24 protein-coding genes are annotated in these 19,174 nt (G+C 67.5%); all 24 read left to right on the top strand.

Going from position 1 to position 19,174, the window contains the following annotated elements; translation table 11 throughout:
• Positions 1–61 precede the first annotated feature (61 nt).
• The 24 genes from HZS54_RS13315 (at position 62) to HZS54_RS13200 (ending at position 19,171) form a co-directional block, all read left to right on the top strand.
• On the top strand, positions 62–607 hold the full coding sequence (locus HZS54_RS13315) for a hypothetical protein (protein ID WP_179917573.1): 546 nt from the start codon (positions 62–64) through the stop codon (positions 605–607).
• 365 nt (positions 608–972) lie between these two features.
• Positions 973–1,200: a hypothetical protein gene (locus tag HZS54_RS13310; RefSeq protein ID WP_179917572.1), complete on the top strand. Its 228-nt coding sequence runs from the start codon at positions 973–975 to the stop codon at positions 1,198–1,200.
• Entirely contained in the window at positions 1,197–1,508 is a 312-nt protein-coding gene (locus HZS54_RS13305) for a hypothetical protein (protein ID WP_179917571.1), read from the top strand. The genes HZS54_RS13310 and HZS54_RS13305 overlap by 4 nt, the downstream gene beginning before the upstream one ends.
• 2 nt (positions 1,509–1,510) lie before the next feature.
• On the top strand, positions 1,511–1,906 hold the full coding sequence (locus tag HZS54_RS13300; protein ID WP_179917570.1) for a hypothetical protein: 396 nt from the start codon (positions 1,511–1,513) through the stop codon (positions 1,904–1,906).
• 15 nt (positions 1,907–1,921) lie between these two features.
• Positions 1,922–2,680 carry a hypothetical protein gene (locus tag HZS54_RS13295; RefSeq protein ID WP_179917569.1) on the top strand — a complete coding sequence of 253 codons (759 nt, stop codon included), beginning with the start codon at positions 1,922–1,924 and terminating at the stop codon, positions 2,678–2,680.
• Entirely contained in the window at positions 2,677–3,243 is a 567-nt protein-coding gene (locus HZS54_RS13290) for a hypothetical protein (protein ID WP_179917568.1), read from the top strand. The genes HZS54_RS13295 and HZS54_RS13290 overlap by 4 nt, the downstream gene beginning before the upstream one ends.
• Entirely contained in the window at positions 3,240–4,763 is a 1,524-nt protein-coding gene (locus tag HZS54_RS13285) for a hypothetical protein (RefSeq protein ID WP_179917567.1), read from the top strand. Before HZS54_RS13290 ends, HZS54_RS13285 begins: the two co-directional genes overlap by 4 nt.
• A 9-nt stretch (positions 4,764–4,772) precedes the next feature.
• Entirely contained in the window at positions 4,773–6,341 is a 1,569-nt protein-coding gene (locus HZS54_RS13280; RefSeq protein ID WP_179917566.1) for an anti-CBASS protein Acb1 family protein, read from the top strand.
• 109 nt (positions 6,342–6,450) lie between these two features.
• Positions 6,451–7,323: a minor capsid protein gene (locus HZS54_RS13275; protein WP_179917565.1), complete on the top strand. Its 873-nt coding sequence runs from the start codon at positions 6,451–6,453 to the stop codon at positions 7,321–7,323.
• Positions 7,324–7,433: 110 nt separating this feature from the next.
• Entirely contained in the window at positions 7,434–8,960 is a 1,527-nt protein-coding gene (locus HZS54_RS13270; RefSeq protein ID WP_179917564.1) for a DUF7282 domain-containing protein, read from the top strand.
• A 3-nt stretch (positions 8,961–8,963) separates the two neighbouring features.
• Positions 8,964–9,446: a hypothetical protein gene (locus HZS54_RS13265; protein ID WP_179917563.1), complete on the top strand. Its 483-nt coding sequence runs from the start codon at positions 8,964–8,966 to the stop codon at positions 9,444–9,446.
• Between the two features lie 4 nt (positions 9,447–9,450).
• Positions 9,451–10,602 (top strand): bacteriocin, encoded by a 1,152-nt coding sequence (locus HZS54_RS13260; RefSeq protein WP_179917562.1) that lies wholly within the window; start codon positions 9,451–9,453, stop codon positions 10,600–10,602.
• 5 nt (positions 10,603–10,607) lie between these two features.
• Positions 10,608–10,988, top strand: coding sequence for a hypothetical protein (locus tag HZS54_RS13255; RefSeq protein WP_179917561.1), 381 nt, complete (start codon positions 10,608–10,610; stop codon positions 10,986–10,988).
• A gap of 3 nt (positions 10,989–10,991) precedes the next feature.
• Complete coding sequence (locus HZS54_RS13250; RefSeq protein ID WP_179917560.1) at positions 10,992–11,282, top strand: hypothetical protein; 291 nt, start codon at positions 10,992–10,994, stop codon at positions 11,280–11,282.
• A complete protein-coding gene (locus HZS54_RS13245; protein ID WP_179917559.1) occupies positions 11,279–11,653 on the top strand; it encodes a hypothetical protein in 375 nt (124 codons plus the stop codon). Before HZS54_RS13250 ends, HZS54_RS13245 begins: the two co-directional genes overlap by 4 nt.
• Positions 11,653–12,099 (top strand): hypothetical protein, encoded by a 447-nt coding sequence (locus tag HZS54_RS13240; RefSeq protein ID WP_179917558.1) that lies wholly within the window; start codon positions 11,653–11,655, stop codon positions 12,097–12,099. The genes HZS54_RS13245 and HZS54_RS13240 overlap by 1 nt, the downstream gene beginning before the upstream one ends.
• 1 nt (position 12,100) lies before the next feature.
• On the top strand, positions 12,101–12,490 hold the full coding sequence (locus HZS54_RS13235; RefSeq protein WP_179917557.1) for a hypothetical protein: 390 nt from the start codon (positions 12,101–12,103) through the stop codon (positions 12,488–12,490).
• A gap of 5 nt (positions 12,491–12,495) precedes the next feature.
• Positions 12,496–13,026 (top strand): hypothetical protein, encoded by a 531-nt coding sequence (locus tag HZS54_RS13230; protein WP_179917556.1) that lies wholly within the window; start codon positions 12,496–12,498, stop codon positions 13,024–13,026.
• 21 nt (positions 13,027–13,047) lie between these two features.
• A complete protein-coding gene (locus HZS54_RS13225; protein ID WP_179917611.1) occupies positions 13,048–14,322 on the top strand; it encodes a hypothetical protein in 1,275 nt (424 codons plus the stop codon).
• An 8-nt stretch (positions 14,323–14,330) separates the two neighbouring features.
• Positions 14,331–14,675, top strand: coding sequence for a hypothetical protein (locus tag HZS54_RS13220; protein ID WP_179917610.1), 345 nt, complete (start codon positions 14,331–14,333; stop codon positions 14,673–14,675).
• Between the two features lie 80 nt (positions 14,676–14,755).
• Positions 14,756–14,923 (top strand): hypothetical protein, encoded by a 168-nt coding sequence (locus tag HZS54_RS13215; protein WP_179917609.1) that lies wholly within the window; start codon positions 14,756–14,758, stop codon positions 14,921–14,923.
• A 6-nt stretch (positions 14,924–14,929) separates the two neighbouring features.
• Positions 14,930–17,317, top strand: coding sequence for a phage tail family protein (locus HZS54_RS13210; RefSeq protein WP_179917608.1), 2,388 nt, complete (start codon positions 14,930–14,932; stop codon positions 17,315–17,317).
• Entirely contained in the window at positions 17,318–17,800 is a 483-nt protein-coding gene (locus HZS54_RS13205; protein ID WP_179917607.1) for a hypothetical protein, read from the top strand.
• Entirely contained in the window at positions 17,801–19,171 is a 1,371-nt protein-coding gene (locus HZS54_RS13200; protein WP_179917606.1) for a glycine-rich protein, read from the top strand. It begins immediately after the preceding gene.
• Positions 19,172–19,174: the final 3 nt, after the last annotated feature.

Genomic DNA, 19,174 nt, shown 5'->3' with positions numbered 1-19,174 from the left:
GCCCGCCGCCCTGGAGGAGGCGATGAAGGGGACCGGCGACCAGCCGTGATTCTCCCCGACGATGAAAGGTCAACACAAGTTCTCACCGAGGAGCGGCGTCGAACTCTCCGACGAACGCGAGTACCCGGGGACGATCCCGCTGCGGGAGGCACTCGACGGCTCGGGTGAGCTCACCAACGGCGAGCTCGTCTCCCGGGAGGCGACCGCGCTCCAGGCCCGGTTCAAGGAGTGCCACCAGCGCCATCGCGACGCCGATCCCGAGCTCTACCTCGACGCCTGGAACGCCATCCAGGCGCTCCGAAGCGACCCGGACACCCCGACGCCGTGGGACTGCTGGCTCTGGTACTGCCTGGCCGAGCACCTCCATCGCGAGGGATACGACACCGAGTGGATGCTCGCGCACGTCGAGGCGCGGTGTCCCCGCTGCTCGTCCCGACTCCAGTACGAGGCCTCGGCAACCGGGTTCGATGTCGCCCGCTGCGCGACCAAGTGCGGCGCCGACTCGCCGCAGCGGACCTACGAGATCATGGACGAGCTGCTCGACCTCTACACTCGGGCGTTCGTCGACGACGAGGACGACGCGATCGAGCGCTTCGAGCTGTTCTGAGCGATCCCCGATGACGCCTGTCCTGGGTAGGGGCAGCACATCGAGACGCCGAGGGGCGTACCACACCAGGTGCGAGGTTCACGAGCGGCCATGTTCGATCGCGACCCGATTCAGGGAGACCTCTTCACTGGCAGACAGGTGGACGATTTCGGCTGTTACGACCCGCTCCGTCCCATCTGGCCGCATCTGTCGCCGACTGGGAGCGCTCGCGGGGCCTACACGCCTGGAGATAACCCAGGACGGCCACGCGAGGGCGCCGGGGTTCGATTCCCCACGGCGACCTTTTGGATGACTCCATGGCAACGAAACACCCGACTCTCGAAACCCCAGAACAGTACCATCAGCGCCTGAGCGAGGTCTGTCCAATGGCACTCGAACACTGGCGCGCGGTGAAGGGCGTCTTCTACAGCCTCCTCATCACGGCGCTGGCCGCCTACTCCATCCACGAGGGGCGCGGCGAGCACGTCGTCCTCGCGACCGCGGCGACGATCCTCATCGTGACGACGCTGGAGGTCAAAGAAGTCGAGTTCCTCAACGCGCTGTCGATCACGTTTTTCCGGACCGACCAGGACGACGACGGGGGCGAGCGATGAACCCGCTCCGCCGCCTTTACAACCGCATCCTCGCCGAGAGCGAATCGGACAGCGAGGCGAACGGCTACCTCTCCTGGCGCGGCGAGTGGCACGCCGCCGCGTGGGGCCTCTCGGTCGGCGTCCTGTTCGCACTGACCCGGGAACCGGCCGTGCTCATCGCCGGCGTCGGCTGGGTGTTCACCCGCAAGGGCGACGCTCCCGGCTGGCTGCCCTACACTCGGCAGTTCGCGAAGGAGACGCTCTACGTGATCGCCCACTCCGTCGCCGGCGTCCTGCTCGGGCTCCTCGTCCAGGCCGTGCTGTTTTGACCATGACTGAGGTCCTCGTCGAGCCGGACGACACGGCCCTGGAGCTGCGGCAGTTCGTCCGCGACAACCCCGACGTTCGCCACGAGGACTACCGCGACGCCGACGATCCCGTCCGGGAGGCCTGCTACGTGCTCGCCGAGGCGTACTTCCACGCGATGGGCGGGACGGACTCCGGGCTCGACATCTACTGCCTCTCGTGGTCGGACGTGGATCCCGACTACGAGGGTACGCACTGGTTCCTCCGCGACGGCGACGCCGTCGTCGACCTGTCGCTCCCGGACCCGTCTGCCGGCGAGACGGTCCCCTGGGGTTCGGCGACTCGACGGGCGTTCATCACTGGCTACGAACCGAGCAATCGCTGCGAGCGCGCCCTGAACGCGCTCGACAGCGACTACTGAAAAACAATCAATCCCATGGACGTCGACGAAGATGACCTCATTGGGCAGCCGCTCGACGAGGTCCCACAGCAGGATCCGACTGAAGAGCGGTGCATGGGCCGACGGAAACAGAGCCGGGATGGGGAGATCGTTCGCGACGACGACGGGACTCCGCTGTTCGCCGGCTACTGCGGGTCGTGGCCGGGAAAAGGAACCGACCACGTCGGCGAGGGTCGCTGCAGCAATCACGGCGGTGACGCCGGCTCGGGCGGCGAGCGCGAAGACGCCGGCGCCCCCGAGGAAAACACGAACGCCGTCACGCACGGCGCGTATGCAGAGTGCAACAGCTATTACCAGAACGTCCTCAACGACGACCTTCGGGGGTTCGTCGACGATGTCTTCGAGGACTACCTGGAGCGCTACCGAGATCTCCACGGCGACCCAGTGCTCGGGATCGAGAGCGAACTCTTCCGCATCTCGGTGACCCACGCCAAGGATATCGGCCTCGACCGCTGGTCAAGCGAGAAGCCCGAGGACCTCGACAGCGGCCACCCGCTGGTCGATAAGGAGACGCGCAAGAAGTCGGTCTCGCACCCCGACGGGTCGTCTCGCATCATCGACGAGGAGCGCTATCGGGAGTCGGTCGTTCAGCAGGCCCAGAAGCGACTCTCGACCGACCGTCGGCAGTGGCTCAAGGACCTCGGGCTCTTGGAGGATCCCGAGTCGCAGAAGGCCGACGCCCTCGGCGAGTTGAAAGACACGTGGAAGGCATCCGCACAAGGCGGTGACTCATGAGCGTCGAGAGGGTCCGGATCGAGCATGAGTGCGACGGCCAGGAGGTCGTCGGCTTCGGCGCCTACCGCGTCCTCGAGACCTTCGACGACGCCGCGTCGGAAGGCGTCCGGGAAGATGTCCGCAATCGCGTCGCCCGGGCGATGGAGGACTTCCCCGAGCTCGCCCACGAGGTTGTCACGGTCGTCCGGCTTGACCCCGACTTCGAACCGGACGACGTCAACGGCAGGGCGGGTATGTCGAACCGCTTGGTCTACCTGCCGGCCGAGGAGCGGTCCTGGATGATGACCGTCTACCACGAGCTCGCACACCTCGCGATCCACATCCGGGACACGAAGGGCGACGATGTCCCGCCGACATCCGAGGAGTACTGCTCGATCTTCGCCGTCGCCCGGATGCCGCCCGAGCTCATCGAGCGGAACTACATCTCCTACCTCGGGGAGCCGGGGCCCCCGCAAGAGGAGTGGCCGGAGATTTGCCGGCGGGCCCTGGCGTACCGGGAGGAGAACGGGGCGAACAGCCACTACATCCAACGAGCCCGCGAGTGGCTGGGGGTCGACGAATGAGCACCCAGAACCTCCCGGACGGCGTCGAGCAGCGCCTGCCGGAGAACTACACGGGGCCCGAGCGATACTGGCAGGCCGCCGAGGACTGGTTCGATATCACGCTCTCGCCCGAGCAGCGGACAATCCACGAACACGTCGCGACCAACCAGTACACGCACCTGGAGGGCGGCAACGGCTTCGGGAAGACGTTCGGGATCGTCGGCCTCGCACTGTCGTTCCACAAGCGCCACTACCCGAGCTCGGTCGTCGTCACCTCGGGGACGTACGGCAAGCTGAAGCGGACCTTCTGCGCGGATGCCGAGGGCCTCCACCAGAACTCGCCGCTGTTCGGCGAGTGGAAGTGGTCGCCGAACCCCCACATCGACATCGCGGATGAGCCGACGTGGCAGTTCGAGGTGATCTCTCCGGAGGACCCCGGCGAGCTTGAGGGCGTCCACAACGACCATGTCCTGGTCATAGTCGACGAGGCCGACAAGAAGGACGTCGACCTGGAGACGCTCGACTCGATGGACTCGCTCATCTCCGACCGAAACGACCGGATGGTCATCATCTCGAACCCGCCGGAGGACGAGACGAACGCGGTCGCGAACATGGGCGAGATCGGCCTCGAACCCGAGAAGCTGCAGTTCTCGACGTTCGACTCCCACAACGTCCACGTCGAACTCGGCCGTCGCGACGGCGACCGGATCCCCGGCCTGACCGGCCTCCACAAGCTCAAGAAAAAGTGGGAAGCCCACAACGGAGAGTCCTGGCCGGGCTACGACGAGGCGCGGGCGATGTCGCTCCCCGGGAACGCGGACTTCCGGAAGGACCTGAACACGCTCTGGTACCGGCGCTTCGCCGGGATCATGCCGCCCGCCGGCGCCACAAAGAACCGGCCGATCCAGGCCGACCTCGTCACCGCCGGCTACGTCGAGGACACCAACGAGTTCGACGCTTCGGGTCCTCGCTGCGGGACGGGGCTCGACGTCGCCCGGTCGGGCGACCGCACAGTGCAAATCGACGAACGCGACGGCGCCCTGACGATCGAGTACTCCGAGCCCGGCACCGACCACACAGTTCAGTTCAACGAGATCTGGAACAACCTCGACGCCGAGCCGGAAGCGCAGATCTCCGGCGACGCCGTCGGCGAGGGGTCGGGCAAGCTCGACGACACGGCCCGGCGCTTCCCGAACGTCGACCGCTTCAAGGCCGGCGAGACCGCTGTCCAGTCGGACGAGTACAAGGACCGCTGGACGGAGGGGCTCGTCGAGCTCGGCAAGTGGCTCGAACGCGGTGGCGAGTTCACGGACACCCGGCTCCGGAAGGAGCTGAAGATCGCCGCCCGGGAGATCACGCTCTCGGAGACGTACATCAAGAGCCGCGACGAGCAGGTCTACGTCGCCGACCCGAAGGACGACGTCAAGGACCGCCTCGGTCACTCGCCGGACCACCTCGACGCGGCGATCATGGCGATATCCGCCGCCGAGGGGCTGCAGCCCGAGGAAGAGACCGGCCCGAGCGGGTCGGGGACGTGGTGATTTTCATACATGACTGACCAGCCGCGAGATCCCGAGACCGGACAGTTCGTGAGTGACGATGTCGGCGATGTCAAGCAGGCGACCGGGGAGGCTACGTCCGGCGCCGGCGACGAGGTCCTCGAACTCACGGCTGCCGAGCAGGTCGACCTCACGATGCGGCAGTCGCTCGCCGCCCTCCTCGGCGAGAACATTCACGGTGACGATGACGACTTCGACTACTACGATGTCTTCGAGTGGGACAAGAACCCCGGCGTCGAGCAGTTCTACGCGCTCGCGCTACGGAACCCCTACGCGTTCGCCGTCACGTTCCTGCCGGCGTCGACGAGCTGGCGCGACTCGCCGACGATCGTCGACGACGCCGACACCGGCGCGGACGAGACGACCGAGTTCGAGGACGACGTCGCCGACCTGGAGGACCGCCTCGACCTGTGGCACTACTGCAAGCGCTCCGACAAGCTCGCCGGCATCGGCGAGTTCGGCATCCTCGTGTTGGAGTTCGACGACGTCCGTCAGCGCGACGTCTCCGACGAGGACGGCGAAGATGTCAACACGGACGCGTTCGCGCAGCCGGTCAACGGCGCGACGCAGCTGACCGGGCTCCGACCGTTCTCCGAGGCCTCCATCGACGACGTGACGCTCGGTGGCCCGGGGTCAGGTCGGTGGGGCCAGCCGCTCACGTACGACATCGACCTCGACGACGAGGACGACGACGAGGACGGCACGGTCACCCAAGCCGGCCCGGACACGATGACCGTCCACCACTCGCGGGTCGTCCACATCCACTCGGACATGCTGCTCGACGACGAGGTCCGGGGTGTCCCGCGCCAGCAGCCCGTCTACAACAACCTCATCGACATCGAGCGCGTGCTCGGCAGCGCCGGGCAGCTCGCCTACCGGGCGAGTGCCTGGGGCATCAACGTCAACATCGACAAGGACTACGACCTGGAGGACGGCGGCGACGAACTCCGGGAGGCGCTCCATCGCTGGGAGGCTGGTCTGGAAAACGTCCTCCGAACCCACGGTGCCGACGAGGTCCAGAGTCTCGGCGGGGAGGAGATCGACCCCGGCAGCGTAATCGACCCGAACATCGAGGCGATCGCCAGCCAGCCCTATATGCCGCCCCAAAGCGTCCTGAAGGGCAACGAGACGGGCGAGCGCGCGACCACGCAGGACCTCAAGGACTGGTACGGCCGCATCGGCGAGCGCCGCGTCCAGTTCGTCACGCCGACGATCGTCCGGCCCGTCATCAAGGCGGCGTACGAGCACGGCTCGGTCACCGAGCCGCAGGGCGACGGCTTCAGCGCTGAGTGGGATCCGCTCCACGAGACGAGCGCGATGGACGAGTCGGAGATCCAGGCCAACCGGGCGACCGTCGCGAAGGACGCCGGCAGTCGCCTCGCCGGCTACGGGACCGAGGAGTGGATCGAGTTCCTCGAGACTGGCGAGTTCCCGGAGGTTCCCGACGCCCCCGCCGTCGAGGAGATGGACCTTGAACAGGAGCGGGCCCAGATGGACGGCCCCGAAGCGCCGCCAGCCGTCGCCGACGGCGGGCAAGAGACTCCCGGAGGCGATGAGTGATGCCCCTTTGTGGCGTGTGTTTGGGGGAATCGGACGCCAGCACAGGGGCCTGTCAGTGGATGGGTGACACGTCACGGCAGTGTTCACGGTGTGGGAGGTCCTACGAGTAATGTCTGCGACAACCGAGAATCACGGCCATGAGCACGGCCGCCACCACCTCCACGCGGCGCACTCTGGCAGCGGTGACCCGACGCAGACGCTGACGCTGCGGCAGGAGTTCGCCCAGCGACTCCGAGGTATCCTCGCTCGCATCAACGCCGAACTCCGCCGTGGGATCGTCGAGCGCGATGCACTCGGCCTTCGCGACGGCCAGCTGCAGGCCGCCCGCAAGCCGGATCCGTTGCCGGACGTCTCCGCGGAGCGTCGCGCCGAGGTGATCACGACCGTCCGCGAGTGGCTCACGGAGCAGTTGCGGAAGGCCCGCATCGAGGTCTTCACCGCGGAGGAGATCTCCTACATCCGGGCGGCCTACGAGCGCGGGCTGCAACACGCCGACGGCGCGCTCACCGATGCCGACGCCACCGCACCCGAGATGTCGGTCGCGGCCTCGATGCAGCTCCCGGTCCACCGCGACCAGCTGCAGACCCTCTACACGCGGGTCGTCAACGAGTGGGACGGGCTCACCTCGGAGTTGAACCAGGCGGTTGCCCGGGAGCTCGCCGATGGGCTTGACCAGGGCGAGAACCCGACCGACATCGCCCGGTCGATCTCCGACCGCATCGAGAAGATCGGGAAGACGCGGGCGACGACGCTCGCCCGGACGGAGATCATCCGGTCGCACGCCAGCGCGACGCTCAACCGCTACTCCCAGGCGGGCGTCGACACGGTCGTCGGCGAGGCGGAGCTGCAGACCGCCGACGACGACCGCGTCTGCCCCATCTGCGAAGGCCTCGACGGCAACGTCTACTCGGTCGCCGAGGCGCGGGGGATCATCCCGGTCCATCCGCAGTGCAGATGCGCGTGGTTGCCGGTCATCGGGTAGTCAGGTGAAGTGCCGCTAACGCTCTCCCGGGGCCGATGACCCCCACACGACACCCACCGCGCGAGCGGTGAGGGGCGAGGACCCCGGGCCGACGAACACACATTCATGACATGACCAACGACGACCACGACCTGCGGGTGTCGGCCCGGACGGCTCGGCTCACCGCAGGCGCAAGTGACGACGGACCGCCGTATCGCTTCTCGGGCGTGGCGGTGGCCGCCGGCGACATCCTCCACATGGACGATGGAACGCCGGTGCTGTTCGCCGCCGACGAACTCCAGCAGGCAGCGGAGACGCAGGCCGGCGAACCGCTGACCGCCGACCACCCGACCGACGAGGACGGCCGCCCGGTCTACCCGCCGCCGACCGACGAGACCGTCGGCAAGGTCTCCAAGGCGGGCTGGCTCGACGACCAGCAGGCCGTGGGCTACGAGGCGACCGCGCACGACGAGGAGGTCGCCCAGGGCGTCCAGGCCGGCAGCTACGAGGTGTCGGTCCACCCGCAGTTCGCCCTCGGCGAGCAGGATATCGAGACCGGCGCGTACAAGGCGACGAACATTCGGTTTCGCGACCTCTCCGTCGTCTCGAAGGGCGACTCGCCCAACAACACGGCCGAGTGGGGGCCCAACGAGGCGCTCGCATCGTTCACCCAGGGGACCGACATCGGCGCCGAGCTGACGGCGGCCGACGCCGGCGACGATGTCGACGACGAGCGCGGGCTCGTCAAGCGCCTCGCCGAGCACTTCGGGCTGCTCGACTCGAACGACCGTCGCGGCGGCGCCTACCTCCCCGACCAGACGACGGGTGGGGAGACGATCGTCGTCGACGACGCCAGTTTCGACGACGCGCCGTGGCTGGTCACGCTCCACGGCGCCGGGGACGAGTTCCCCGACGTCGGCGAAGGGCTCGGTCCGGCGCTCGGGGCGAGTCAACCCTACGACGCCGGCGACTACGAGACCGAGTTCGAGATCGCCCTCAACGAGGCGCTCGCCGAGGACCAGACGCTGTTCGCGCTGCTCCGATACCACGCCGACGGCGAACCCTCGGACCCGATCCCCCGCAGCGAGGGTGGGTACTATCTCGACTCGGGGTTCGTCGCCGTCGCGCCTGACGGCGTGATGGATAGCGACGAGGCCGGCGACGAGGTCACGGCTGACGCATCGACTGGAGACGAGCCGGCGGAATCCGGTACGGATGCTGACACAGATTCTGATATGGGATCCAACTCCGACTCCGACGAGAACGGCAGCAACGAACAGGACTCCTCTAGCAGCGACGAGGGGGACAGCAAGACGCTCGGCGACATGACCGTCGACGAGCTCGGCGAAGCGCTGCGCGACCAAGGCTTCGTCACTGAGGACGGCCTCGAAGAGGCGGTCGCCGCGGCACAGGACCGTCAGTCGAAGCGGGACAAGGTCGACGAGATCATCGCCGAGAGCGACGACTATGACGAGGACGACCGCGAGGACCTGCTGGCCTCGGCGCACCGGCTCGTCGAGCGCGAGCACAAGCGGGTCCGCGGCGAACTCGCGGCTCAGCTCCCGGGGTCAGCCGGCGCGGCCCCGACGCTGACGGCCAGCGCCGGCTCCGACGACGCCAGCGCCGACGACTACGGCACGGGGGTCCAGGAGGACTAACTCATGATCGCACAGAACCAGTCCGTCATCGCACAGGTCAACGGCAACGAGAGCTACGTCGACGGGACGGCGGACGGCGCTACCCTCCCGGGAACTGGCGTCGAGTGGTATCGCGACTCCGACGGCAACGTCCAGGTCCGGCAGGTCGGCGCCGACTCGAAGACCAAGCGCGTCGCTCGCGAGCAGCGCAACCCGTCGCGCTCGCTCGGCCAGACTGGCGAGTCGCCGCTCGACGACGGCTACGACGCGGGCAACGACCTCGAAACCGTCGGCTTCCGGCGCTTCGACCGCGCCCGTCTTCGCAAGAGTTCCAACGCCTCGGCCGACCCCACCGACGCCGAAGCGGCCTGGGATCAGGACGGGAAGATCACCGACGAGGGCGGGACCGTCGACGGGACGAACTCGCCGACGGAGTTCGTCGGCCGTGTCGTCGAAGAGATCACTCGCAGCGACGAGGACAACCTCCTCGTCGTGGAGTTCTACTAGACCAATGAGTGCTGATATTTCCACCGAGACCAAGTGGTCGAAGAGTGTCGAAAACGATCTGTCGCTGACCGCGCAGAAGGCGCTGTTCAACCCGGTCCCCAAGGTGCGCAAGCAGGCACTCCAGCAGCTCCGCGCCGAGTCGCCGTTCTCGCCGGACCAATGGGACCAGCTCGACAAGGCGACCGGCGTCAAGAGCTCGAACCCCACCGCCGAACTGACGGCGGACTCGACGCTGGAGGTCGATTCGTGGGCGCAGTACGCGGACATGGTCCTCAACGACCAGTTCGTCCAGTCGACCGTCGTCGACCAGCTGATCGGCGCCGGGTTCGTCGCATCGAGTGACCTCTCCCGGTACGCCTACTTCACGCCGATGTCCGGGACCCGGCTGGAGGGCACGACGTCGATGAACCTCCGGACCCGTAGCGAGCAGGAGATGCCGGGCCACGCCCTCGACGGCGTCCCGCTGCCGATGGACATCGTCACCTACCAGATCGACGCCCGGGAGTTCCAGAACGCCCAGGCGTTCGGTGAGGACTTCGACGACTCCATCGGGACGGAAGCGCGGCAGGCGCTGAACCGGCTGGAGCACAACAAGCTCTGGGGCGGCTGGGGCCCGGACGTCCAGACCGAGCGCGGGCTGCTCAAGGTCCGCGGCCTGAACTCGAACATCCCGGAGATCATCCAGGCCAGCAACTCGACGGGGTGGATCGGCGATGCCGCCGGGATGCTCGAAGACATCGACACGCTCCACGACTCCATCGAGGACCAGACCGACGTCGTCGACCAGGACGACGTCCCGCTGGTCAGCGAGGTCGGCGCGTGGCTAATGGTCCCGCGGGCGATGTGGGGCGAGTTCACCCGCCAGGACTACGAGACCGAGCAGGCCGACCAGACCGTCCGCGACCGCGTCGAGCAGAAGTACGACTACCTCAACATCGTCCCGGCACCGCGGCTGGACGCCGACAGCGTCATCATGATGCTGGACGACCCGCGGTACTTCGAGATCGTCAACGCCCAGGGCGTCACGAACACCAGCTGGGAGAGCGACGGCGGCGCCGCGCTGAACAACCGCCTCATCAGCTCCCGGACGCCGTTCATCAAGACCCAGCCCGACGGTATCTCGGGCATCACCCGGATGACCGGGATCAACGCCTGAGACCCATGCCCGAGACCACACGGGTCCGCGTCACCGACGGTGACGTCTGGGTCGACGGCGACCACCTGACCCGCGGCGACGAGGCCGAGATCCCTGTCAGCGTCTACGAGCGGATCCCCGGGTCGTTCGAGTCGATCGACGACGGCGCCGAGTCGGCCAGCAACGAGGCCGACGCTGACGACGGGTCGGCGACCGACGATACCGCCGGTGATGTGGAGGTCGATCCCCACCCGGAGGAGCTGACCGTCGACGAGATCGAGGAGCGCGTCGCCGAGGTCGATTCCGTCGCCAAGCTCCAACGGATCCGCGAGCTCGAAGTCGAGAGCGACGATCGGACGACCGCGCTCGAAGTCATCGACGACCGCCTCGACGAGCTGGAGGAGTAACTGATGGACGACGCCGAGTACTGGCTGCCCTGGTGGTGGGACATGCCCGTCACCGACCCGCCGTTCTGGAGTGGCCCACAACCCTCACCGCCGGGGCCAGCGATCCAGATCGAACCACAAGCCGTCGCCCTCCCGGCTGCCGTCGCGGACCACCAAGGACCGCCGGACATCGGGGGCTCTGGTGGTCCGCCGCCGGCGGCCGGCGCTGCGGTCGCCGTCGATGACGAGACGATGGCGGAACTCCGGCGAATCAAGGAGGTCAAAGAGCGGCAGCGCCGCATGATCGGCCGATGACGGTCGCGCCAGACGATGTCCGGGACGCCCTCGGCGGGTCCGACCTCAGCGACTCGCAGATCAACACGCTGATCGGCCCTGCCGGTCGGCTGTACGATCCACTCATCAAGGGTGAGGGAATCGACGACGGCGTCCGTGACGACGTCGTCACGCAACTGGCGGCGCACCTGATCGCATCGGCGCCGGAGCGGCAGATCTCCTCGGCGCGTGAGGGGGACGGCCAGGTGTCGTTCGAAGGCGAGACCGGCGAGGGACTCTCGGGGACGACGCATGGACAGCTCGCGGTCACGCTCGACCCGACTGGCAAGCTGGCCGGTGCCGACAAACCGAGCGCGTCGATCGGCGTGCCGGATTCCAAGGGGCTCCGCTGATGGCTGAGCTCTCCCTGATGGTCGAAGGGATCGAAGAGACGATCGAGGAGCTGGAACGGCTTGAAGAGCGGTGGACTGGCGGCGGTCCCTGGGTTGTCGGCACGGCGGTCGAGTATGCCGTCTACCTCGAATTTGGCACCAGCAAGATGGACCCGAAGCCGTTCGTCCGGCCCGCGATCCATGCGTACAGGAGCAACCTCCAGGCGGCGATCGCCGCCGACACGAACACGACGCTCGACGCGATTGGGTCCGCCGAGGAACTCGTCCAGACGATCGCGTACGGGCTCGAACGGCGCATCAAGCGCATCATCACAGCGAAGGGGCTCATCGAGACCGGGACGCTCCGGGCCTCGGTCCAGGCCGTGCCCGGCGACGACGTCGACCAACTCCCGACGGCGGACGAGGTCAACCCGGAAGCGAGTGCGGACCTGGAGGTGAGCGCCTGACATGCCCCGTGATGTCGTCGAGAGCGCGCTCCGCCGCGTCCACTCGGGCACCCTGCATAACACGACGATTGACATCTACGAACCCAGCGACGCCTCCTATTCCCCGGGCGACGGGTACAGCGTCACGTATCCCGAGGCACCAACCAAGTCGGGGATCCCGGCACGCGCCGATAGCCCTCAGCCGGACGCGGACCGCGACACAGGCGGCACCACCGCAGATGTTGATCGCGTCTACCGCGTCCGCGACGATGCCCATGACCAGTGGACGGGCTTTGGTGAGGACGGTGAGGCCGCAGTCCGCATTGAGGATGAGACCGCAACGACGTACGTCGTCGAAACGCCAGTCGATGAACGAAACGGCCTGATTCGTCTGGAGTGTCGGGAGGTCTGACCCCGATGCCCACGCGCAGCCCACCCACGCAACCCGAGCAGGAGATGATCGATCTCCTGGTCGCCAAATGGGACCCCAGCATGGTCCGCGGGTACGACCTGGAAGCCTCGCCGGACCACCAAGCACACATGCCGGCCGCGGACTCCATCGACAACGTCGGCGCCGTCTTCCCGAGCCTGGTTGTCTCCTTCTCGAACGAGACGAGTGGTGGTGAGTCGACGTTTGATTTCATGACCGAACGCGGACCGGGCCAGTCACCCCAGGGGGTGCTGTTGGCGACCGCGCGCGCCGAAGACCACGACGAGGATAACTATCGTGGGAGCGACGACTACGCGGCGGTTGATGCCGGGACGATCGTCGACGAGATTGCTGGGCATGCGCTCGACATCTGCCGTGAGCACTGGTCGGCGCCGGGGACGGGATTTACGCGCGTCGGGGGTCAGCGCGGTCCAGACGCCCCGGACGATCTTAATGAAGACCCACCGGTCCGCATCGCACAGCGACAACTGAACTACGGCGCCCTGTACGTGCCGTGACCATCAAGCAGTACCAGACTTATGAGTACGAACCAACCTGCACCAACTGAGTCGGCACTCCAGAACGTTCGCGCGGAGTGGATCCCGTCCACGTTCGACAGCGACGGCATCCCGCGCGTACCGGAGGATCCCGAGTGGAACCGCTACGGTGACTACATCGCCAGCTACCCCGGCTGGTCCGGCGACGCCGGTGTTGAGGGGCAACAGGCCGCCGGGAGTGGAGATACGACAGATCACTTCCGCGGCGCCGAGGAGCACGACCTCACCGTGCAGTGGTGGCTCCAGCGCTTCTTCATCGATGGCGATGGCAACGCGAACGACCCGATCGGGGAACTCCTCACGTACGACTACCAGACCAGCGAACCCACGCACGAAGTCCTGTTCCGCCGCGAAGTCGACTCGGGTGGCGCGAAAGGTGCGGGCTTCCGTGAGTACGTCTACGGTTCGGGGTGCAGGCCCAGCTCCGGTGCTGCACCGGGCGACCCGTCGGCGTCAAGCCCGATCGTCGCCGAGGCAGGCTACGCGGCGGAGAAGGTCACACAGATCATCATCCACCAGCCCGCCGACGGCGTGACTCCCGAGGTCGTCTCGACGAGCGCCGAGGACACCACCCAGACGGTCACCATCGAATCTGAGGGTGGCACGACGAGCGACACGTTCACCCTCGACGGGACGACGTCAGTCACCGGTGATACGGGCGAGTCGTTCAGCGATATAGACGCCATCTGGGTTGACGGATCGCACGTCGGCGACATCGACGTCAAGGACGGCAACGGTAATTCGCTGCTCGAAGACCCGCTCGTCGGGACCGAGACCGACGGCGTCGACGCCGTCCGTGGCGTCCCGATCCTCGGCGCCGGGTCGCGGGCCAGCGCGATCGGGACGGACGTATCGAACTACCTGTTCCTCGGGACGTCCTCGTCCTGGGACGGTGGCGCGCTCGCCGAGTCGGCTGCTGCCGACCGCGTTCACGCGCTCGACCTCTCCATCGAGGTCGACATCTCCCGGGAAGCGCGCCAGGGGACTCGCCGTCAGTCCATCGACTGCGGTTCACGGACAGTCTCCGTCGACGCAGACCTCGCTGGGCCGTACGAGAGCGCGAAGCAGAACTACAACTACTTCACCGGGAAGGAGGGCGACGTCGTCTACGGCTACCCGGATGGCGATGTCACCGTCAACAACGCCCAGCTGACTGACGACGACGATGTCGAACACTCCGGTGGGGACTCAAACCTCATCTACGGCATCACCCTGGAAGGGCACGGCGACCCGGCGGTCGAAGCAACTCACTCCTGAGGTAACTCATGACAGAACACACGACTGACGATACGGCCGAGTGGCTGCAGAGCAAGGACACTATCGAGGCGACGCTCCACGTCGACGGGGACGAGCTCCCCATCGAGGTCGAGGACATCACGCGCGACGAGCTGGACGCGCTCGAATCCCAGGCCCAGGAGGGCCCCGACGCGGAAGACGAGGCGATCCGGAACGCGATTCGCGAGTATCTCGACGAGCCGGACGTGGACCCAGATGAGATGCCGATGCGAAAGCGGTCGGTGCTGTGGTTCGCGATGCAGCAGGCCTGGAGCGGCGTTGAAGACATCCAGGCCGCGATGGACGAGATCGACCTGCCGGGAAACGCGACGTAGACCTTCCTGACCTCGCCGAGCAGGCGCTCCACGAGAAGCGCCTGGAAGAGCGTGGCTATCGACGGACCTGGCCGCCGCTGATGGGCGACCTGACCGTCCGTGACGAGCAGATGATCGCCCTCGGCGAACAGGCCGAGATGTACCTCGAATACCAGAGCCGTCAGCAGCACCAGCACGAGAACTCGTTGTCACGCTCGCAGTACGACGCCGAACAGTCGCGTTCGGAGTGGGAACAACAGTTTCAGTAATTATTCATGTCGTTCGACAATTTAGCAGTCTCGATCAGCAGCCGCACTGCCGACGTGACCAAGGGGATCGAGTCGGTGAAGCGGTCGCTGGGCGGGCTCGGTCGCGAGGCGACAAGCACCCGTGCCGATCTCGAAACCGCCGAAGGTGGGCTGGAAGATGTCCGTGGCGAGTCACATCAACTGACGGCTGCGCTGCTGGCGCTGGCCCACGAGGCTGACGAGGCTGGCGACGATATCGGTAGGGCTGGTCGGCAGGCAGGCACGACGTCGGGGATGTTCTCCGCACTGTCGCTGTCGACTGGCGGGCTCTCGGGGTCATTCGGCGTCCTGACAACGTCGATAACGACCGCGTCGCTGGCGTTCGGAGCCCTGACGGTCGCCGCCGGGACGCTCTCGACCGCGCTCGTCCCGCTGCTCGCGACGGTCGGCGGGCTGGCGACCGCCGGTGGTGCGCTCGCCGGCGCGTTCGGACTGGTCGTCGGATCCGGCGCGCTCGCCTATGGGGAGCAGCTGACTGGCCAGTACCAAGAGCAGCTGCTGGCCGTCCGCGACCAGATCGAGGAACTCGAAACGCTCCGCGAGGAGACCGGGTCGCTGACGGATGCCCAGCGCACACGACTGCGCCAGCTGAAAGAAGAGGAGCAGCGCCTCGACGATGTCGAGGGGCCGATGTCGGCGCTCCAGGCACGCCTGGGCACCATCAAAGACGAACTCAGTGGTGTCGTCGCCGAGTGGGGCTCCCAGTTCGCGCCGCTCATCGAGGACGGTATCAACGCACTCCCGACGCTCACGCAGAACGTCTTGTCTGCAGTCGGCGGGATGGACGAGTTCGGGAGCACCCTCCGGTCGCTGGGGCAGGCGGCGATGCGGACGCTCCCGGAGGTCGCCGGCGTCCTGTCCGACTTGGCCCGCGAGGCACTGCCGGTCTTCGTCGACTTCGTCTCCTTCGTCGGCGACAACGCCCGCGGCGCGTTCGAGGGGATGATGCGCGTCACCAGAGCGGTCGCGCCGCAGTTGCTGGCGATCGCCGACGCCGTCTTCGATGCGCTCCCGGAGATCACGGCCTTCGGGATGCGGATCCTGAACGTCGTACTCCCGGCTATCGAGTCGGGGGTCGGCCTGTTCGAGTCGTTCCTCAGCACGCTCAACGGCATCAGCGACGCCGGCGATGTCGTCGATGTCGTCACGTCGCTGGCCGAGGATGGACTGGGCGGCCTGGTCGGCGCTCTCGAAGACATCGATGTCGATGCGCTGCTGGACTCGCTCGTCCCGACGCTCCAGCAGGGCATCCGCAGCCTCCAGCGCTGGTTCCGCGGGTCCGGTGGGGACCTGATGCGACGAGGCTTCCGAGCACTCCTCGATGCCGCGCAGTCGATTCCGATGGCGGACATCCGTGGGGCACTGCGGAGCCTCGGCGAGACGGCCGTCGATGCGCTCGTCGACGCCGTCTCCGGCGATGCAAGCAAGCGCTTCGGCGGCTCGCTACAGGGCATCATCTCGAACGTGACCGGTGGACTCGTCGATCTGCAGGACATCCACGGCACTGCACAGCGGCTCGTCGACGGGCTACTCGGCGGCATCACCTCGTTTTTCAAAAGCTCCGAGACGCAGACGGCGATGCGAGAGATCAACGAGACCATCTGGGGCTACTTCCGGACCGGCGCGCAGGACATCATCGGCGGACTTACTGGCGACCAGGGCACCGTCACCGGAGGGCTGATCAACAGCATTACGTCGTACCTGACGAGCGAGGACGCGAGATCTGACCTCGAAACGGCGTTCACGATCGCGCTGGGTGTCCTCAGTTCGGCGGTGACTGGCATCGCTGCCGGGCTGACCGGCACGGACGGCTCGCTCTCGGAGATCACCTCCGCCGTCGCGACGTGGGCCTCCGAGAAGGGACAGAAGGCGCTCTCCGCGGCCTGGGAAACGCTGTTCACCGGCCTGCAGACCTTCGCTCAGAACTCACTCGCCCGCGTCATGGCGGCGGTACTCGTCACGACCCAGCAGCAACTCAACCGCGTCTACAACGCCTTCGCGAGCACGTTCGGCGGCATCGTGACGCTCGTCGGCGACACGATCAACGCCGCCGTCTCGAACCTCACCGAGGGCGTCAACGCGATGATCTCGTATCTCAACCGGGCGATCAAGGCGGCCAACCGCCTGCCCGGCGTCGACCAGCAGACCTTCGGAACGGTCGAGGCACCGACCACCTCGCTGAGCAGCTACCAGGCACCGACGCGGACGACCAACCGGGATGTGCTCCGCGAGCGCGTCGTCGAGAAGGTCGCCGAGATCACCGTCGAGGACGGCGAGATCGTCGCGAAGATGGACGAGCGGATCGACCGCAGCGACGCGCGCAAGGGCGACCGCGCCAACCGGGAGGGGGTCTAAATGGCGGACCCAACGTGGATGCTCTCGCTGCGTGAAGCCGATGCCGGGAGCGACACCGACGTCGTCGTCAACGGCACGACCGGCGACATCGTCGAGGCCGTGCCCGGCCGCCAGGAGACAGCGACGCTGCTGTTCTCCAGCCCCGTCGACGGCGAGCCAGCGGCCCGTCAGCGCTTCGAGACGGCGCGGCAGTTGCTGGAGTTCGCCCATACGGGCGCCCGAGGGCGGGACGACGACGGCGTGCCGTGGTATCGCGAACGCCTCCCCGCGGCGGCACCGGTCGACTCGCAGGTCGTCCGGCTGGCGCCGTCGGTCGACGTGGCGGCCAAGTCGTTCCGCGGCGTGTGGGCGGTCGTCGTCGGTGGACAGGCGGCGAACCAGACGTTCAGCCCGCGCCTGCAGCTTGACCTGTTCGTCCTTGCCGACGAGGATGACTACGCCGACCGGTCAGCTGTGGAAGACGCACTCGGGGAGGTGCTGTAGATGCCGACGGAGACGTTCGACACGGTCGGGAGCCACACCTGGACCGTCCCGGACAACGTCGCGCAGGTGACGATCCGCGTGTGGGGGGCGAGCACCGCCTCCGCCGAGGGCGGCCGTGCCGAGGCGACGTTCGACGTGACGGGTATCAGCACACTCTATCCGTACGTGGGCGGTGAGGGCGGCACGGACAACGGTCCCGGCGGATTCAACGGCGGTGGCGCCGGCGGGAGCGGGACCCAATCGACGGGCAACGACGGTGGTGGGGCCACCGATGTCCGCCGCGGTGGGGAGACACTCTCCGACCGGCTCATCGTCGCCGGCGGTGCTGGTGGTTGGGGGTCGTACACCACCCGGGACCCCGGACACGGCGGCGGCGCGAATCAGAACGGGCAGGAGGGTGAAGAGGGGGCCGGGACGATCGGCGGCGAGGGCGGGACGCTCTCGTCGGGCGGTGCCGGCGGGACCGCCAGCGCCGTCGACGGCGAAGATGGCTCGCTCGGGCAGGGTGGTGCCGGCGCATCGACCGACACCAATGGGTCCGCCGGCGGTGGCGGCGGTGGCGGCTACTACGGTGGTGGCGGAGGGGGTGTCGGCGCGGCCAGCGACGACGAATCCGGCGGCCCCGGCGGTGGCGGCTCGGGCTGGGTCGCCAGCAGCGGGACGAACGTCTCGGGATCGACGGGTGTCCGGGCGGGCGACGGCCGCGTCGAGATCGAGTACGTCCTCGGTCCGGTCCCGGGCGTCGACGCCACCACCTCGGCCGCCGACGCCATCACCGTCACGTGGGACGATCCCTTCAGCACCGAGGACAGCTTCGAGCTCTACCGGAGCACGTCGCCGGGCGTTGACACCTCGGGGTCGCCCTTCGCGACGGTCGGCGCCGGCGTGACCAGTTTCGTCGACGCGGGCCTCCCGGACGGCGAGCGCTACTACTACCGCGTCTGTGCCACGCAGGGCGGCGAGCAGGGCAACGACTCCGCCGAGGTCGCGGCGACGACGGCGCTGCCGGCGCCGGGGGACCTGGCTGTCTCGAACGTCACGGCCGACAGCGTGGACCTCTCGTGGACGAACACCCACGACAACGGGACCGTGACCGTCCAGTACCGACCCACGGACACGTCGACCTGGCAAGACGCCGCGACGGGGCTGTCCCGGTCGACCGAGAGCTACACGCTGTCGGGCCTGCGCAACGGCGAGGCCCACGACGCCCGCGTGCTCGCGGTCACGGAGCACACCCAGACGGCCGACGCCGTCTTCGACGTCCAGCCCGGCGAGACGTGGACGTTCACGAAGCCGCTGGACCCCGAGACGATGCCCTTCGAAAAACCGTTAGTTAACGGCGGCACAGTCCGCCCTGACGACGCCCCATAGGAG

It is taken from the genome of Halosimplex pelagicum, from assembly GCF_013415905.1.
In the GTDB taxonomy this organism is placed as follows: domain Archaea; phylum Halobacteriota; class Halobacteria; order Halobacteriales; family Haloarculaceae; genus Halosimplex; species Halosimplex pelagicum.
Note: the sequence above shows the minus strand (reverse complement) of the source record. Positions and strands in the feature narration are given on the sequence as shown.

Bases quoted from the DNA above. Each gene is read 5' to 3' on its own strand.
- HZS54_RS13275 (WP_179917565.1), top strand. From the start codon at position 6,451: ATGTCTGCGACAACCGAGAATCACGGCCATGAGCACGGCCGCCACCAC.
- HZS54_RS13265 (WP_179917563.1), top strand. From the start codon at position 8,964: ATGATCGCACAGAACCAGTCCGTCATCGCACAGGTCAACGGCAACGAG.
- HZS54_RS13300 (WP_179917570.1), top strand. From the start codon at position 1,511: ATGACTGAGGTCCTCGTCGAGCCGGACGACACGGCCCTGGAGCTGCGG.
- HZS54_RS13270 (WP_179917564.1), top strand. From the start codon at position 7,434: ATGACCAACGACGACCACGACCTGCGGGTGTCGGCCCGGACGGCTCGG.
- HZS54_RS13290 (WP_179917568.1), top strand. From the start codon at position 2,677: ATGAGCGTCGAGAGGGTCCGGATCGAGCATGAGTGCGACGGCCAGGAG.
- HZS54_RS13295 (WP_179917569.1), top strand. From the start codon at position 1,922: ATGGACGTCGACGAAGATGACCTCATTGGGCAGCCGCTCGACGAGGTC.
- HZS54_RS13305 (WP_179917571.1), top strand. From the start codon at position 1,197: ATGAACCCGCTCCGCCGCCTTTACAACCGCATCCTCGCCGAGAGCGAA.
- HZS54_RS13250 (WP_179917560.1), top strand. From the start codon at position 10,992: ATGGACGACGCCGAGTACTGGCTGCCCTGGTGGTGGGACATGCCCGTC.
- HZS54_RS13205 (WP_179917607.1), top strand. From the start codon at position 17,318: ATGGCGGACCCAACGTGGATGCTCTCGCTGCGTGAAGCCGATGCCGGG.
- HZS54_RS13230 (WP_179917556.1), top strand. From the start codon at position 12,496: ATGCCCACGCGCAGCCCACCCACGCAACCCGAGCAGGAGATGATCGAT.
- HZS54_RS13245 (WP_179917559.1), top strand. From the start codon at position 11,279: ATGACGGTCGCGCCAGACGATGTCCGGGACGCCCTCGGCGGGTCCGAC.
- HZS54_RS13215 (WP_179917609.1), top strand. From the start codon at position 14,756: ATGGGCGACCTGACCGTCCGTGACGAGCAGATGATCGCCCTCGGCGAA.
- HZS54_RS13285 (WP_179917567.1), top strand. From the start codon at position 3,240: ATGAGCACCCAGAACCTCCCGGACGGCGTCGAGCAGCGCCTGCCGGAG.
- HZS54_RS13225 (WP_179917611.1), top strand. From the start codon at position 13,048: ATGAGTACGAACCAACCTGCACCAACTGAGTCGGCACTCCAGAACGTT.
- HZS54_RS13240 (WP_179917558.1), top strand. From the start codon at position 11,653: ATGGCTGAGCTCTCCCTGATGGTCGAAGGGATCGAAGAGACGATCGAG.
- HZS54_RS13235 (WP_179917557.1), top strand. From the start codon at position 12,101: ATGCCCCGTGATGTCGTCGAGAGCGCGCTCCGCCGCGTCCACTCGGGC.
- HZS54_RS13220 (WP_179917610.1), top strand. From the start codon at position 14,331: ATGACAGAACACACGACTGACGATACGGCCGAGTGGCTGCAGAGCAAG.
- HZS54_RS13200 (WP_179917606.1), top strand. From the start codon at position 17,801: ATGCCGACGGAGACGTTCGACACGGTCGGGAGCCACACCTGGACCGTC.
- HZS54_RS13210 (WP_179917608.1), top strand. From the start codon at position 14,930: ATGTCGTTCGACAATTTAGCAGTCTCGATCAGCAGCCGCACTGCCGAC.
- HZS54_RS13280 (WP_179917566.1), top strand. From the start codon at position 4,773: ATGACTGACCAGCCGCGAGATCCCGAGACCGGACAGTTCGTGAGTGAC.
- HZS54_RS13260 (WP_179917562.1), top strand. From the start codon at position 9,451: ATGAGTGCTGATATTTCCACCGAGACCAAGTGGTCGAAGAGTGTCGAA.
- HZS54_RS13315 (WP_179917573.1), top strand. From the start codon at position 62: ATGAAAGGTCAACACAAGTTCTCACCGAGGAGCGGCGTCGAACTCTCC.
- HZS54_RS13310 (WP_179917572.1), top strand. From the start codon at position 973: ATGGCACTCGAACACTGGCGCGCGGTGAAGGGCGTCTTCTACAGCCTC.
- HZS54_RS13255 (WP_179917561.1), top strand. From the start codon at position 10,608: ATGCCCGAGACCACACGGGTCCGCGTCACCGACGGTGACGTCTGGGTC.